This window comes from Microcoleus sp. MON1_C1 (assembly GCF_036701945.1).
Classification (GTDB): domain Bacteria; phylum Cyanobacteriota; class Cyanobacteriia; order Cyanobacteriales; family Microcoleaceae; genus Microcoleus.
In genome coordinates this window covers 70,923-87,594 of record NZ_JAUBRO010000018.1, presented here as the reverse complement: position 1 = coordinate 87,594, position 16,672 = coordinate 70,923, and the positions used below count along the sequence as shown (strand labels likewise).

General features: G+C 50.8%; 9 protein-coding genes. 8 read left to right on the top strand and 1 reads right to left on the bottom strand.

The window, feature by feature from the left end; translation table 11 throughout:
* Positions 1-18 precede the first annotated feature (18 nt).
* Positions 19-1,164 carry a tRNA lysidine(34) synthetase TilS gene (tilS, locus tag QUA62_RS12600; protein ID WP_333404369.1) on the top strand — a complete coding sequence of 382 codons (1,146 nt, stop codon included), beginning with the start codon at positions 19-21 and terminating at the stop codon, positions 1,162-1,164.
* On the opposite strand, the gene hmpF is transcribed toward tilS, so the two are convergent.
* Positions 1,161-2,906, bottom strand: coding sequence for a pilus motility taxis protein HmpF (hmpF, locus tag QUA62_RS12595; protein WP_333404367.1), 1,746 nt, complete (start codon positions 2,904-2,906; stop codon positions 1,161-1,163). The two genes, tilS and hmpF, sit on opposite strands and share 4 nt — an antisense overlap.
* Positions 2,907-3,892: 986 nt before the next feature.
* Between hmpF and QUA62_RS12590 the strand changes: the two genes are divergently transcribed.
* From QUA62_RS12590 to QUA62_RS12565, 7 genes are all read left to right on the top strand, one after another.
* Complete coding sequence (locus QUA62_RS12590) at positions 3,893-4,330, top strand: hypothetical protein (RefSeq protein ID WP_333404365.1); 438 nt, start codon at positions 3,893-3,895, stop codon at positions 4,328-4,330.
* A gap of 206 nt (positions 4,331-4,536) precedes the next feature.
* Positions 4,537-5,775, top strand: a complete 1,239-nt coding sequence (locus QUA62_RS12585) for a response regulator (RefSeq protein WP_190661814.1) — start codon at positions 4,537-4,539, stop codon at positions 5,773-5,775.
* A 698-nt stretch (positions 5,776-6,473) separates the two neighbouring features.
* The gene (locus QUA62_RS12580) at positions 6,474-7,007 is read left to right on the top strand and encodes a chemotaxis protein CheW (protein WP_190661936.1); all 534 of its coding nucleotides are present in this window, start codon (positions 6,474-6,476) and stop codon (positions 7,005-7,007) included.
* Between the two features lie 150 nt (positions 7,008-7,157).
* Positions 7,158-10,250 (top strand): methyl-accepting chemotaxis protein, encoded by a 3,093-nt coding sequence (locus QUA62_RS12575; protein WP_333404363.1) that lies wholly within the window; start codon positions 7,158-7,160, stop codon positions 10,248-10,250.
* 57 nt (positions 10,251-10,307) lie between these two features.
* Positions 10,308-11,063: an HNH endonuclease gene (locus tag QUA62_RS12570; RefSeq protein WP_333404361.1), complete on the top strand. Its 756-nt coding sequence runs from the start codon at positions 10,308-10,310 to the stop codon at positions 11,061-11,063.
* 22 nt (positions 11,064-11,085) lie between these two features.
* Positions 11,086-11,211 carry a helix-turn-helix domain-containing protein gene (locus QUA62_RS29370; RefSeq protein ID WP_190661818.1) on the top strand — a complete coding sequence of 42 codons (126 nt, stop codon included), beginning with the start codon at positions 11,086-11,088 and terminating at the stop codon, positions 11,209-11,211.
* Between the two features lie 51 nt (positions 11,212-11,262).
* Positions 11,263-16,569, top strand: a complete 5,307-nt coding sequence (locus QUA62_RS12565; RefSeq protein WP_445301658.1) for a response regulator — start codon at positions 11,263-11,265, stop codon at positions 16,567-16,569.
* The last annotated feature ends 103 nt before the right edge of the window (positions 16,570-16,672 follow it).

Here is a 16,672-nt window from a genome sequence, read left to right as displayed (position 1 = left end):
TAATGAAAAACTGCTCTCATGGCTGAATCTTCCAATTGGACGCACCTGCACGCTCAAGTTCACAGGACGCTGCTTTACCGACAAATATTGCCATCAACTCAGCGCCTGCTAGTAGCAGTATCCGGCGGACAAGATTCTCTGTGTTTAATTAAATTACTGCTAGATTTGCAGCCAAAATGGGGGTGGGATCTAGCGATTGTTCACTGCGATCATCGTTGGCGTTCTGACTCGCAAGCGTCGGCCAATCATGTAGAACAATTAGCTAAAAACTGGGGAATATCCTACTATTTGGAAACAGCCTCGGACATCCCCAAAACAGAAGCAGCCGCCAGAAAGTGGCGATATCAAGCTTTAACCGAAATTGCGATCGCCCACAACTACCCCTACATTGTTACAGGCCACACAGCCAGCGATCGCGCCGAAACACTTCTCTACAACCTGATTCGCGGCAGTGGCGCCGACGGACTTTCTGCCCTCACCTGGACGCGGCCCCTGCTCGATTTTCAATTGCCGATTTTAGATTTTAGATTGGAGAATTCCGGCGAAAACCCCCACTCCCAAATATCGGCCGATTTTAGATTGGAAAATCAGGATGAAAATTCCCAATCGAAAATCCAAAATCTAAAATCTAAAATCTATTTAGTTCGTCCCTTGCTCGAAATAACTCGATTGCAAACAGGTCAATTTTGTCAGGAGCAAAAACTACCCATTTGGGAAGACTGCACAAATCAAGACTTGCAATATAGTCGCAACCGGATTCGATCGGAATTATTGCCTTATTTGGAAACTCATTTCAACCCAAAAGCCCAACAAGCGCTAGCTCAAACAGCCGAACTCCTCCGCGCCGACGTAGAATATCTCGAACTTGCAGCCAGCGACTTGCTACAGCGAGCAATGTCTCCAATTGCAGACAGCCCGCAGGTGAATTTTCAACTTCCCGTCAAGTTAAATCGCCCGATTTTGCGGGAAGCACCCCTGGCCTTGCAGCGACGCGCAATGCGGCAACTATTGCAACAAATATTGCCCTCGGGGCCGAGTTTTGAAAGCGTAGAAAAACTAACCAGCTTAATCGTAGCGCCCAACCGATCGCAAACCGATCCATTTCCTGGAGGAGCGATCGGTCGAGTCGAACACCCTTCGATAATTTTAGATCTTAAATTTTAACCTGTTATCAAACCCGAAAGGACTTGCCGCAAATCTGAAACTACCCGATCTTGCTCCTCTCCAGTCTGCTGCACCCGATCGAGTTCCCCCGCCACCGCTTCGAGCTTTTGGCGTAGCCCAGTCAAATTGTCCTGCACCGGCTGCAACATTTCTTGATAAACATTCACTCTGCCCCAGAGTTGCGCCACTGCACCTTTCTGGTTGAACAAATTCTGCTCTAACTGCTTGAGTTCGTAGCGTTTCGCCTCACTTTCCCCATTTTGGCGGTTGACATTTGCCTCAATTTGGGATACGGCTTCCTGCACCTGCTGAATTTCGTTTTCCAGTCTTTGCAATTCTTGGCTTTGCTGCTGCCGCTGAGTATTTAGCTGTGCGACAATCGGCCCCAAATCAATATCTCCTCGCTCTTGTTTTGGAGCATTAGCAGTACCCAGTCGCCGCCACAGAACCGCCTGATGCTGCTTTAAAACATCTTCCCGTTCCTGCAACCGGAGGCGCTGTCCCACCAGAGTTTCGTTTAACATCTGATAACTTTCGAGTTCATCTGCCATTTCATTTTCCAAAGCCATGCGATCGTACTCGCTAGCAGCTTGAATTTTCCCTTGCAGCTCCTCGATTGTCTCCCGCTGCAGAGTCAACTCCTCCTCTTGATCGTTAACAAACCGGAACACCTTTTCCAAATCCTCTTGCAGGTGTTGCACCAGCCCCTGTAACTCATCAACAGGCATCTTCTCCAAAGCTGACACATCTACTTTTTGCTGCGTACCCGCAGCACCCGAAGCAGATGCGAGCCTGGAAACTTGCTGGTAAAGCTCCTCAACAGCCCGCACCTGCAAAGACACGGACTGAGCCTGGTTCTGCTTAGCGCTGAGGGTACTTTGCTGGCCTTTAAGCTCCGCCCGAGCTTGCGCCAAAGCTTCTTGAGATTGGTACCACTCTTGCCAGCGGTTTTGGAGGGTCTGATTTTGTCGATCGACCTCTTCTTGTTGCTGTTGAGCTATGCTTTGTTTTTGCTCCAACTGCTGCCAGTGCTGATCCAGAATTGCCTGTTGAGCGCCCACGGCACCAAAAGACTGATTCAGTTGTTCCCGCACCCCTTGGGCCGAAGCAATTGCCCCTCCCAGCTTCTGCATCAACTCCTGAATCCTCTGGGTCTGCTGCTCATCAACTACTGCCCCCTGGGGAACCTCAGACTGCTGCTGGGCCACCCGTTGCTGCTCGCCCCGCAACTGTTCCCATGCCGTCTCAATTTCCACGCGACTGCGATCGGCTTCTTCTCGCAGTCGGTTAGCTTCATCTCGAGTATTTTCAATTTCTGAGCGCTGAGCCTCCAGTCGCTCCAACTCCTCTTCCATTTGAGCCAACTGCTCTTCGCGGGCTTGCATTTCCATTTCCCGGCGATTGAGTTCCTGACTCGAAAACGTCAGAGAAGCCTTCCACTGTTCAATTTCCTCTTCCTTATCCTTAAACTTGTCCTGCAATCGCGAGAAATTTTGCAGAATGCTCACCAACTGGCGGGCCGCCTCCTGAATTCGCTGCACTTGCTTGCTAGCGCTCAACTCAACCAGCACCAGCGTGCCGTCGTTAAACTTATTAGCTTCCTCAACTGGGATCGCGTCATCGCCTGGTACGGCGCTCCAGTTATGTTCGCCCCGCTGACAAGCTAGCAGTTTCAGCTCAGCCTTACCGCCACCGAGACCAAAGCCGCTTCTCTGTTTTTGTACTTCCGCTAGATACAGCACACTAATAGTCCTCTGCTTCGTAAAACCTATCCCAACTTACTTTAAGTTACTTAAAGGCCTAAAAGATAAGTGGTGTTTACTTCCTACGCTGTTGGGTAGACGGCTAATCCCAACATAAGTAGGCTATCCCCCTTAAGCCAAAGGTTCTTGACTAAAGATAACACTGCGTGCGATCTTTAGTCAACTTACCTAAAGTAAATAAGTATAGGCAAGTAAGCATAACTTTTTGCCACTTAAGTCTTACTTTTTGGTATCGTTTGCCCAATCGGGGGATAGCATTTTTTTCTAACTTTAGCAGCACTCAGGCATAGCAGATCCTCACGGGAGAACTTCCAGAAAGTACGGCCGTCGCCAGTTGTCTGGAGGAATGAGAGAGCAGTACCAATGCCGCTTGATTAAAGACTAGCTCTCACTGCGGAGACTGCCATAGCCCAAACCTGAAAAAGGTCAGTCCTTGAACCTCCCCACGTCTAAAGCCGGGGGATTCTTGCCCACCTTCAAGGCGACAACGGGACATTCAAATATCCCTCTATTCACTCAAAGAACTTTACTTCTCCCGGAGCGCAGAATTGCTGAGTTCTTCATATTTTTAAGGTTAAACGTGACCTATGCTGCAATTATTTGCCCTTTAACTATTCCGAATTAATCAGATTAGTGCGTTGCCGGGGTTGCTCGCCGTCTAGGATATTTCAATGGGTTGAAAGTTATTCTTACTCTGGCGAATCGCTCTGGGCCAATTATACCACTCTGGTTTTAGCAACACAATCGTTTCACGAGACTTAAAAGTCCCTAGCGACTGATCCCCAGGTCTAAATCCCCATGTCGTTAGCCCAGGGCTTGCCTCTGGCGTTTCTATCAAAAACTTTCTATTGATTTTACAACGCTTTAGTTATGGGTCGATCGTGAGAAAAGCCGTTGCAGCCCCCAAGCCTGCGCCCTGCTCCGCCGGACTAGGGATTTGAACCGCGCTGCCTTAGAATAAGGTAATGACGCGAGCCTATGACGCTCGCCGCGGGCGAGCAAAAAGGTCGATCGGCACTGAGGGTTTTCCTGACAATTGCCAACAAAGGTTCATTTTGACTGCACCTGATTTTAGGGCTGTGGCAAACCCAAAAAAAACCTCGATCGCAACTCATCCAACCCAACAGACTAGCCTCAAGTTCCCATCGGGCATCGATCGGCACTTGCTGCTGGTAGCAGCGGTAAAACCAGAGAATCCTCGGTATTTTGAAGTTGACCTACGCCAAGAGGTGTTGGATAAACTGACGGCATACTCAGCCACAAACTTCAAAACTTTAGCCATCGAAGACATGAACCAGTCGGGAATGCCCGCGTTACACACTCGAAGAACCCGTGCAATCATGCGGTGTGGATTCTACGAGTTTAGGCAACAGTGGGAATACAAGGTGAAACTCTACACTTAGAGAATGCCGCGAGTTTCGCGGTTTCAGCTTGTGGACTGGTAGCGCGGCCGAGGAGCAGCAGCAAGTATCGCCCTTTCGTCAATTCCCAATTGTGAGATCGGCATCAGCGCGTAAATTATTGACGGAAACTAAAGTCAATCTTTTCGCCCGCACACAGTCTTTCCGAGCTCAGACGCCAACGGTTTTAAGGAGGACACTTTAGCTGCATGCAGGGAAATTTGAGTGAAATAGACATCCGCAGCATCCTGCAATTGATTGAGTTAGGTCAGCGAACCGGAGAACTGTTCGTAGAGGCCTACACCTCCACCGGCAGCAGCACGGGTACTCAACCTACCCAGCGCTCCCTTGCAGGACAATCCTGGTATGTCTTCTGCTTCAACGGTCAGATTATTTACGCTACCCAGAGTGCGGGCAGTTTGTTTCGGTTGCGCGACTACCTGCGCCGCTACAAAGCAGATACCGCCCTCGACAAAATCCAAGTTCCCTATATGGCATCTACCAATGCCCCAGAATACGGCTACCTATGGGCCCTGCTAGAAAACCACATCCTCACCCCAGCTCAAGGGCGCAACATCATCCAGAGCATGATCCACGAAACCCTATTTGACTTGCTGAGTCTCCACCAGGGTTCCTTCACTTTTGAAATGGGCCCAGCTTTGGCTCCTCAACTGACCAGCTTAGAAATTAGCTCGCTGCTGGCCAAGATTGTCAAACAGGTGCAGCAGTGGAAGCAGTTTCACCCTCACATTCAGTCGCCCAACCAATGCCCGGTGATTTCAGACCCCTCCGAGCTGCGAGTCGCGCTGCCTGTCAATACCTTTAATACTCTCAGACGCTGGGCCGACGGGCACACTTCGATCCGCCAAATGGCGCGCTACCTCAACCGAGACGTGCTCACTGTTGCTAAGGCGATTTACCCCTTTGTGCAGCAGGGATTGGTGCAAGTATTTTACGAACCCTCTGTTGCCCCCACCAACAACAAAAAAGAATGGTCGTCCCCAGAAACCAAGGCTCCCAGAGTTGTCTGTATTGACGACGACAATACTATTCGCAAAACAGTTGAGTCAATTTTAAATGAACACGGTTACGAAGCTACTACGATCGGCAATCCCCTCCAAGCATTGAGTTTGGTGTTTCCACTCAAACCCGATTTAATTCTGTGTGACATCGCCATGCCGGAACTCGACGGCTACGAAATTTGCGCTATGCTGCGTAGTTCTAGCGCTTTCCGGCAGACGCCGATCGTTATGCTGACGGGCATCGACGGATTTATCGACCGCGTTAAAGCCCGCATGGCAGGAGCTACAGACTTTTACACCAAACCTTTTGGTGAAAGCGAGTTATTGATGCTGGTAGAAAAATATGTGGGCCCGGGCTACCCTCGGGTTAATCTCTCGGAAAGATTATTAGACCGCTCTCTAGAAGACCAATTAGAAGAAAAATAAATTTCGCACCGATGGCATTATTGGAGCTTTCTTGTACCTGCAGTTAGATCGAGTCTTGGCCACCACAAGGAGAAAGCTTGGGGACAGGATTGGCGATCGCACCATAAACTAGAATGTATAAATCCGGGCGCTGGCATGAGGGCGTCGGTAAAACTCTGTTCAATTTCTCGACCCAAGTGGGTCTAACACGCTCAAAGTGCAAATATAATATACTTGTTCTCCACTTGCAGCCGCTCCGAAAAACTGATGCACAGAGCTACTCATTGCTAGGTATTTCTGTACAAAGTCAGAGAGTGCATTCTCAGTCTTAAGTGACTCCGTTCAGGATTGTCGCGACACTAGCCATGTCAACAACTCCTCGCTACTCCGAGTATCGGTTTAGCATTGTATCGCAGAAATTACCCAGAGTTTTACCACTTGAGACGGCGGTGGGAGTACAAAGTGAAGTTTTAGGGGTTCCCAATTAATTGTTCGTAGTCGATGTGAGCTAATTTGTAAGCAAAGGTCGCGCGAATTATTGATTGCAGTCAATTATGGACGGAGCAAATTTATTGCCAAGCACCTCCGGCAGTCGCGCGATTCACCCCTTGGCTGTGTCAAGCTTGGCTGTGTCAAGTTTCGACCATCGAAGTTTCGATCGGGTTCTTCTTGGCGGGAAATCTCAACAATTTGCTAGAAATGCAGGTGTCAGAATTATGATTAGCGGTAGCCCAGACTTTATATTACCAGGACTAGGGGTAGATCCGGCTCCGGAATTCCAAGAACTAGAAACTCCCGAAGGTGAGCTGCACCTGCGGTTCTACGTTCCTTCGGGGAACGAGTTCGCACTGCCAGCGACAGGGATTAGAGAGGTACTATCCCCGTCCCCAGACCGTATGACACCGATCCCCAACGTTTCCTCTTTGCTTTTAGGTACGCTAAATATGAGAGGACGAGTGATTTGGGTGGCAGACCTCGGCCAATTTCTGGGAGACCAAACACCTCTGAACACAGATAGACCCGAAATCCCGATCGTGGCTGTGGAAGACCAAGACACGATTTTGGGGCTGGCAGTCGATCGAATTGTGGGGATGGACTGGCTCGACGTAGAGCAACTGCACTCTCAGAACAATGCACCCGACGGCATGATTCCATTTCTGAGGGGAGAATGGATGTTAGGTGCACAAGCTCAGAAAGTGCTCCGACTGCTAGATCAAGTGAAAATTCTGCGCTCGGCGCGGTGGGCAGCGTGAAATCGATTTTAGATTTGCGATTTGCGATTTTCGATTGGGGTCTAACCATCAACAGTCACACGACTTGAGGCGCGCATCTAAACATTCAATTCAAGATAATAAAAATCAAAAATCTCAAATCTAAAATCTAAAATCCAAAGAGGGCGGCAAATGGCAACAAGTACCAACTTTCAGCAGGACTACCAACGGGCAGAAGCGGCCTACATGGATGGCAATTATTCAGAAGCCGCAGCCCTAGTTTATCAATTAGTAGAAGATTTTCCCGAAGACCCCAGTGCTCGCCTGCTGTGCGGCCACATTTACTGCTACGGGCTGCAACAGTATGAGGTGGCGCGGGAACAGTACACGGTTGTGCTAGGCCTGAGTGACGACCCGAGTTTGGTGGAACACGCTCACAACGGAATTACCTACACAGACCAATTTTTATCTGGAGAGCTGCAAACGGAAAATTTCGAGGCTTTGTCTGCTGAAACTGAATTAGAATTCTACCCAGACTTATCTCTTGATGAAGGGTTAGAAGACCCGGATTTAGGACTTTTCCAAGGAAATTCCCCATCCCTTTCCTATAGAAGTCAATCCTCAGACGACATGGAAAACGAGGACTTGGCTGACTTGGGCATGAGTGGCCTGGGGTGGGAAGCAGAAGACGACGATCGCGCCGGCCCTGTCTCAGATTTAACCTCACATTCTAACCCGTTTGCTGGCGACAGCGGCGGAATGGCAGCTTATGCTGAGACCTCCGACTCGCTAGACATAGACGAGTTTGCAGACTCGGACTTTGGAGACCCTTTTGCCTTAGATGATGGAGGGTTTGATGCTGCTGACGTGTCTAGCAGCAAAGTGTCTGGGAAAAGCGCACCTTACTCAGGAGATTCGTTTTCAGAAGCTCCGACTCAGATGCTCAACGGTCAAAGTTTTGCCTCTTCAGAAACCGGGAATTCCTTCGACTCAAACCAACTAGACTCCCCCATCGGGCCCTCGGACAATTTTGGCGAACCTTTTGCTGGGCTCGATTTGCCAGACGAATTCGACGATAACTCCGACTACGACTACCAATCCCCGCCCCAGAGCGGCCAAAATTACGGTCATAACGCACCTCTGGCCGAAGAGGAAGACCCCTTTGCCGAGGCGATGCCATCGTCGGGTTTCGGGTCTTCTCGACCTCAAAACAAGCAGCCGAATAACGGGTCGGACTACTCATCAAACTATTCGCTGGCGGAAGACGAAACGCTGTTGATGGGAGGTGCTGTCCCTAACTCTCAAAGTCAAAGGTCGAGCCGGGGACAATTTAATTCAGTCGATCGATCTTCCGCCAACAGCAACGGTTACAGCGACTCGGAACCCCCGGCATTTGGCTCTAGAGACAACTTCGAGTTAGATGCTTTTGATGATGATGCTTTTAGCGATTCTTTCTCTTTCGACGAAAACGAACAAGCGACAGCTTTTGGAGCGTCCGACAAGAACAACAGCGGCTGGTCGTCAAAAGCTGGGAACGTTCAAGAACACAGCGACTTTTTAGACGAATTTGACGAATTTGACGATTTGGGCAATTTGCCGGACTTTGATATCTCAGAAGATGCCAGCAGTTCGATCTTGACTAGAGGTAACACCAATTTCGGCAACTCGACCAGCGGCATGATGGGAACGACTGGCAGCAGCCTGGACTTTGACAACAGCGATGGCTCAGCAATTCGGGATGACGAGATATTTAGCATAAACGGCCCGGCTGATGCGTCTGTGCCGAGTTTTGCTTCCACAGAAACAGAAGCGGTCGATACTTCGGTTACGGTAGAACAGGGGGGACTGGCTTTCTTGGAAAATGCCCCTTTGTTTACAAAACAGTTGTACACGGCAATTGGGGCGGGACTGGTTTCTCTGGTAGCTGTGGCTTTCGTCACCAACATTGCCTCCTATCAAGCTCTGCGGCAAGACAAACCCGAGGCGATCGTTTACCTGCGCCAAACAGGCTGGGTAATGACCGCAGCCGCAGGCTTTACGAGCTTTTTAACTTCTTGGGGCATCGGCCAGTTGATCGCCAAGCAGGTACGCAAGTCGTCGGATAATTTGCAAGCTCAGTTCGATGCCGTATCTCAAGGAACTTTGGATGCTCGCGCTACGGTTTACTCGGAAGATGAATTTGGTAAAATGGCTGCTAAATTCAACCACATGGCTAAGGTTATCCAAACCACGATTAGCGATACCAGGCGCAAGTCTGACGAGCAGGAACAGGCAAAAGAAGACTTGCAGCGCCAAGTGATTCGCTTGCTAGACGACGTGGAAGGAGCGGCCCGGGGTGACTTGACGGTGACTGCGGAAGTGACCGCAGACGTTTTGGGTGCTGTTGCTGACTCGTTTAACTTGACAATTCAAAATCTGCGCGAAATTGTCCATCAGGTGAAGCAGGCGGCTCGGGAGGTCAGCAAAGGCGCGACGGATAGTGCTAAGTTTGCGGGCGATTTGTCTTCCGACGCGCTGCGGCAAGCTGAGGAACTGGCGGCAACGCTGAATTCCGTGCAAGTCCTCACCGACGCGATTCAGCGGGTCGCAGAGAGCGCTAGAGAGGCGGAAGAAGTGGCACGGGGCGCGGCGGCAACGGCTCTGAAAGGAGGCGAAGCTGTGGAGCGGACGGTGGCCGGGATTTTGGAAATTCGAGAAACAGTAGCAGAAACCACGAGAAAAGTCAAGCGTTTGGCGGAAGCTTCTCAAGAAATTTCTAAGATTGTGGCTTTAATTGCGACGATCGCCTCCCGGACGAATTTGTTGGCCCTCAACGCCAGTATTGAGGCGGCGAGAGCTGGGGAAGCGGGCAGGGGTTTCGCGATCGTGGCAGACGAAGTGCGACAATTGGCAGACCGATCGGCTAAGTCTTTGAAAGAAATCGAACAGATCGTGATGCAAATTCAAAGCGAAACCGGCGCGGTAATGACGGCGATGGAAGAAGGGACGCAGCAGGTTATTGAGGGGACAAGATTGGCAGAACAGGCGAAGAGATCGCTTGAAGATATCATTCAAGTCACTAACCGAATTGACGTGCTAGTGCGATCGATTACTGCCGACACTGTAGAGCAAAACGAAACAGCTCGCGCGGTAGCTTCTGTCATGCAGGCTGTCGAGTTGACAGCTCAGGAAACGTCACAAGAAGCGCAGCGAGTTTCCGGTGCTTTGCAAAACTTGGTAGGCGTTGCTCGTGACCTTTTGACATCGGTGGAAAGATTCCGAGTAGAAACCGCAGAAAGACAATAATTAAGTGTCTAATGCTTGTTTTGCTGGCTGATTTACCAGCACGTTGGTCGGGCAAGAATGGCAGACAAAAAGCAACCTCGCAGTCTTGAAACCGCTGCGAGGCTGCTAATTCAACACCTAAATAAAGTAGGAGTTGCACAGATGGAGGATAACATAGTAGAGGTAATTTACGGCATATTTGGCGAGATTCAGCCGAGGAGCTGTAATATCTCTAGCCTAGCAAAAAATAGCAGGGGCTATGCCAAAAAAAGACTTCGCATTAACGGTGAAGGGAAAAGGTTTACTGTCCATCGTTTACTATTAGAAGATTCATTAGAGCGGCCACTCAGACCCGAATACTTTGTTTGCCATACTTGCGATGTCCGCACCTGCATTAATCCTAACCCTTTGTGGGAAGTTTCTCGGCGGGAAAATTCTCAATATCGGTTTAAAAAAGAACGTATTAAAGATGTCCGCAGTACATCGGCGCCGAAACCTCAAAAACAACTGCGAGGGCAAGAAATAATTCCCGGTACTCGAACCCAAATACAGCCGAACCGCTGCATGATTTGTACCTGGGCTAAAAGAAGTGAGGGTTACGCCATTAAAGGTACTAAAATTAAGGGCAAAACAAAAAGTTTCTACGGTCACAGACTTGTACGGGAACACAAACTGGGAAGGCCTGTCAAAGCCGATTATTTTGCGTGTCACAGTTGCTACGATCGCGATTGTATCAATCCCGACCATTTGTGGAAAGGAACCCCCGCCGATAACTCCCGCGATGCCGAGCGAAAAAAACCGCTTTCCTTGCGTTCCCGGCTAGATATGCCCTAACCGCAAACTCCAACCCGAACAAGTGCGGGAGATTCGCTATCTTTTAAGTGAGGGGATATCGAAAACAAAAATAGCCAGGACATTTGCGATATCTCGCAGTCAGATTATTCTCTTGGCAAGGGGCGAGATATACAGAGAGCTTCTCTAGAACTACTAACATAGACCCAATACAATAACGCTTAAAATCAGGAATAAAACTATGCTGCCGGAGCAACAACAGAGGATAATGGGCTACTTTATTGAGGAGGCAAAAGACCACCTCAATACGATCGAACAAGGCTTGCTGAATCTGCAAACCACGATCGAAGACCCAGAACTGGTCAACGAAGTATTTAGGGCCGCTCACTCTGTCAAAGGAGGAGCAGCAATGCTGGGGCTGACCAGCATTCAACAAACAGCTCACCGACTAGAAGATAGTTTTAAAGTTTTAAAAGAGTGCAGCGTTAAAGTAGACCAACAGCTAGAGTCCCTTTTTCTGCGAATTTTTGACACATTGCAAGGGCTGTTAGAGCAACTGTCGGGGCCTTTTGGACTGACAGAAGAATTGGGAGAACAGATGGTTCGAGAATTAGAACCAGTATTTGAAGAGCTCAACGGGCACTTGGGGGGACTCGTCGGACACGGAGAACACCATGCAGACGAGACCTACGCGATGTCAGTACCCGAACCAGTTATGGCGGGGATGGCAGTCGGGGCGTTAGCCTCATCAAGGAGTATTCCGGATTCGCGGTCAGTTTATGCACCTGATGCCAGAGCAACAGAAGACAGCGCGCTGCAGCTAGTATTTGACTCAGACGTGCCGGCGAGGATGCGGGAACTCCTGCAAGAGTTCAAACAGCCCGAGGGGCCAGAAAGCAGGCGGCAACTCAAGAACATTTGTCGGAATTTGCTCAGGGCGGGGGAAGAATTTGGACTGCCTTGCTGGATAGAATTGATCCAAGCTGTATCCAAGGCGATCGCCAACCCAGAAAATACCTACCGCACCTTAGCCCCAACGGTGATCAAAGACATCAAACAAGCGCAAGAACTTGTAATTTCTGGTCTAGAATCGTCGATCGCACCAAGCGCAAAACTTCTGGCGCTGCAGCCGGCTGTTCTGGTTCCAGAAACGGATTTTGAAGATTTGCTGGCCTTCGCTCAACCGAGTAAATCGGGGACAAATGGGGTTTCTGTTGAGGATGAGGCCTGGGATCTGGTGGGCTCGGGCGATGCCCCGGATGGATTGAACAAGTTGCTGCCGACTATTTCTGGGCTGAGTATAGACGAGCTGTTCGACCAACTCGACAGCGGCGACAGCAACGATGACAGCGGCCTTCGATCCGCCCAGTTCGACGATTCCGCCTTCGCAGAATCGGATATGGAGACGGGTGCTTTTAGAGGCTCGACCCGCACGGGCCCGGAAGTGGGCGCGGCAGAACTCAACACTTTAGCTGACTTGTTTGACGGCGAGTCGCCTGATCTCGACGGCACTTGGGAAGAAGAAGAAGACCTCGACTATGCACAGTCTTCTGGGATATCGGCGGCGGGAATGCTGGGGTCAGACGATGACAATTCCGGCGATTTTACTGATTTGTTGTTTGACGAATACGATTCGGAAAGTTCCGAAACGAACACAAAGCCTCCGATTGATGACCTGACGAGTTTGTTTGGGGAGGATTTGCTGTTTGGAGAGGAGGCAGAGGGGTCGGCAGTAGCTGCGGGTCAGAAAAATGGGGGTTCGAGCCAGCGGTTAACTCGCAAACAGCTTAAAACGGGTAACGGTAAGGGCGGTTTGGAGCGGCGAGAGGAGACGGTAGCCCCAGCCAGGGGACAAGCGGACGAAGATGCTCTCGGTACGCTTTTGGACGAAGTGGCCGCCCAAACTTCTGCTGGTGTTACAGACAATACTGATTTCGATAACTTGTTCGGCGATTTAGGCTTATCTGAGGCAACGGATGTGCCTGCAGTTTCTTCGGAGTATTCCCTGAAGTCGGAGGCTTTAGACGGAGAATCGAAGGAGCCTGCAGCAGGGGGCAATAATGATTCAGCGGATGCCGAAGCGCTTGGTCTCCCTGAAATGGATGATTTCGAGTTGTTCTCTGAGGTTGGCGAGGACTCGGATTTGAGCGAGCTGTTAGGGATTACTTCTAATTTCCTTTCTTCAGAAGACGAAGGTATGGAGAACGGGGGCGATCGAGATCGAGCTGCTGGCATCCCACAAAATGAGGAAATGGGCAACGTTCTTAACATGACATCAAATTCTGATTTAGATATCTCTGCGGATGAAAACTGGCTAGAAGATGCTTTCGGCCTGGAAGACGAGTCTGTGCAATCGCTCAACCTGGAGCTGGACGATACGGATTTAGATGCGCTGTTTGGGGATATGACCTCGGGTTCGATTTCTGAGGATGAACAGACTGTGCGGGATGGGCAAGGAGCGACTACATCCCGAGAAGCGGCCGATTTGGCTGAGCTGTTCGGTTCTGTACCTACGGGTACTGAGTATGACGGAGAAGCTTCGGGCCAAGGCCGTGGGGCTTGGCTGAATGATGGGGATTCACAATTGCTCGGTGCCGGTGTCGGAGTTGATGAGGGCGACTTGGGGAGTTTGTTCCAGAACAATGGTGCGACTGTTTCCGACAAAGGCTTGGCAAATTCGGCAGCGGTTAAACTTGGGGCTTTGTCCGACGATCGTCCTGAGTCGGAAATTTCAAATGTCGAATCTGATGAGGGCGCAGTTTTCGATTTGTTGGAGGATATGTTTGGGGAAGGCATGGTGCAGGACGGCGATGCTGGATCGGCGCCAGATGAGGGCGCGGCTCTTGATGTTGAGGAATTGTCTGCCCAACTTCCCGATGGTTTGTCCGACGAGGTGAGTGCGGATTTGTTCGATCGAGCCGAAACAGATGGCGCCGGGGAGTCTGAGGGCGAAGATGATTTGTTTGATGCCCTAGAAACAGATTTTTCGAGTGCGGATTTAGAGGCGCTGCCGACAGAATCTCTTGATGGTATGTTTGAGGGCGATGCTGACTTGCTCTCGGCGATGGAAACCGGGGCTACTCTCAACAACGAAGAGTTGGAGGGTTTTGACGATTTGTTGGATTCCATCGATGCTGAGGTTCTGGTGACTTCGGAACTGACGACGGGCTTTTGGGACGCTGAGGACGAGTCGGCCCAGGCCGATTCCTCGGAGTTGGAAGAGGGGTCGCTGGCAGACTTTTTTGGCGAGGACGAATCAGGCGCTGAGGATGACGAAGGCAATTTTGACGATTTAGAAGCACTGTTGATTGCAGGGGGTGCTGGAGCTGTCATAGCAGCTTCTGGGAGTACAAATCAGAGTCCGGTAAATACAGAAGTTTTCTCGGATCTCGAAGAGCTCCTCAGCGAGAGCGCAACTATGCCGGAAATTCCTGCACCGGCGACAACTGCCAGTAAAGCTTCGCGCGCTGCAGCCGAGGAGAGCGACGACGAATTTGGCGATTTGGAAAAACTGCTGGAAGATCCCAAGGAGAGCGGCCGCCAAGGGGAAGGCAATATGGGGCCGTCGGCGATCAACAGACCCAGGCGCAATATGCGCGCGGGCGGGTTCGGCGACCAAACGATGCGGGTGCCGATCAAGCAACTGGATAACCTCAGCAATTTGATGGGGGAACTGGTGGTGAACCGCAACAGTTTGGAGCAAGACCAAGAACGGATGCGGCAGTTTTTGGACAATTTGCTGCACCAGGTAGCGCTGCTGAGCGATGTGAGCCAGCGGACTCAGGATTTCTACGAGCGGAGTCTTTTGGAGATTGCTTTGCTGGCAAACCGCCAGGGACACCGATCGGCCTGGCGCTCTGAGGATTCGGCCCACACTCGGGAAAGTGCCTGGAGACCGGAGGAAATGGACAGGTTTACTCCTTTCCACAGTTTGGCTCAGGAGATTATCGAGCTGATCGTGCGGGTGCGGGAGTCGGCGGCGGACATTGAGTTTTTGGTGGATGAGGCCGATCAGGTGACTCGCCAACTGCGGCAAGTTACTACTCAACTGCAAGAAGGTTTGACTCGCGCCCGGATGAAGCCGTTTGCGGAGACGACGGACAGGCTGTTCCGGGCGGTGCGGGAAATTGCGATTAAGTGCGGGAAGCAGGCTCAGTTGCAGGTTGAGGGTAAGGATATTCAGATCGACAAGATGATTGTGGATCAGCTATATGACCCGATGACTCATTTGGTGAACAATGCGATTACTCACGGGATCGAACCGCCCGAAGTGCGTCTGGCGGCTGGGAAGCCAGCAGTCGGCAGAATTACCATTCGCGCCTTCCACCAAGGGAACCAAACCGTTGTTTCGGTTTCTGACGACGGGGCGGGAATTGACCCGCAACGGGTGAAGGCGAAGGCGATTAAGCAGGGTATGCTGACGGCGGCTCAGGCTCAGAGGATGTCTCGCTCGGAAGTTTACGATTTGCTGTTTATGCCGGGTTTCAGCACTCAGGAACAGGCTACAGAGTATGCCGGCCGGGGAGTCGGTATGAATGTGGTGCAGACTTCCTTGCAGGAGATTCGCGGTACTGTGTCGATCGATTCAACGATCGGCAAGGGGACTGTGTTTACCATCCGTTTACCTCTGGTGTTGAGCATTTCTAAGGCTCTGACTTGCATTAGCGATCGAGCTCGCATTGCTTTCCCGATGGATGGGGTCGAGGATATGATCGATGTGCCTCGCGATCAGGTGACGACCGGGGCCGACGGTTTGCCTTGCATTGAGTGGCGGGGTCAAAGCTTGCCGTTCCGGCCGCTGCGGGATTTGCTGGCTTACAACCGCCATTTGGGCCGGGGCAGTGTTTACGGGTTTAATACTGACGATGACATGATTTCGGTGATCGTGCTGCGGTCGGCCGGCAATTTCTTGGCGGTGCAGGTGGATCAGGTTTCGACGGAACAGGAAATTGTGATCAAGCCGTTGGAGGGGCCGGTGCCGAAGCCGATCGGGATTGCTGGGGCCACGGTGCTCGGGGACGGTCGGATCGTGGCGATTGCGGACGTTCTGGAACTGATCGATTTGGCTACCGGAAGGCTGCGTAAGGACACTGGCGGTACGCTTTGGGATGAGAGCGAGAAGGCTACTAAGGAGGCGGAAATCGAGAAGACTGAGCCGACTGTGCTGATTGTGGATGACTCGATTACGGTGCGATCGCTATTGTCGATTACTTTCGAGAAGTCTGGCTATCGTGTGGAAGAAGCTCGCGACGGTAAGGAAGCTTGGGAAAAGATGAAATCTGGTCTGCCTTGCGATATCGTTTTCTGCGATATTGAAATGCCGAGAATGGACGGTTTGGAACTACTTTCTCGGATGCAGAAGGATGCCGTTTTGTGTGAATTGCCGATCGCGATGTTGACTTCTCGCGGTGCTGACAGACACCGCCAAATGGCTTACAGTTTGGGCGCCAAAGGCTATTTCACTAAGCCTTATTTGGAGGAGCAATTGCTTGATGCTGCTTCTCGGATGTTGAAAGGTGAGGTTGTTGGTGCTCCGGTTGCTGTCTAATGTGTAAATGTGCGTTTATCTGCGGTTAAAAAAGGCAATTTCTCCGACCGCAGATAAGAATTGATAAAGGCGGATTCACGCAGATAATCTCTAATTCATCTGC

What these genes read in the sequence shown, in the direction of transcription:
- tilS (WP_333404369.1), top strand. Translation starts at nt 19, where the DNA reads ATGGCTGAATCTTCCAATTGGACGCACCTGCACGCTCAAGTTCACAGG.
- QUA62_RS12590 (WP_333404365.1), top strand. Translation starts at nt 3,893, where the DNA reads ATGACGCGAGCCTATGACGCTCGCCGCGGGCGAGCAAAAAGGTCGATC.
- QUA62_RS12585 (WP_190661814.1), top strand. Translation starts at nt 4,537, where the DNA reads ATGCAGGGAAATTTGAGTGAAATAGACATCCGCAGCATCCTGCAATTG.
- QUA62_RS12575 (WP_333404363.1), top strand. Translation starts at nt 7,158, where the DNA reads ATGGCAACAAGTACCAACTTTCAGCAGGACTACCAACGGGCAGAAGCG.
- QUA62_RS12570 (WP_333404361.1), top strand. Translation starts at nt 10,308, where the DNA reads ATGGCAGACAAAAAGCAACCTCGCAGTCTTGAAACCGCTGCGAGGCTG.
- QUA62_RS12565 (WP_445301658.1), top strand. Translation starts at nt 11,263, where the DNA reads ATGCTGCCGGAGCAACAACAGAGGATAATGGGCTACTTTATTGAGGAG.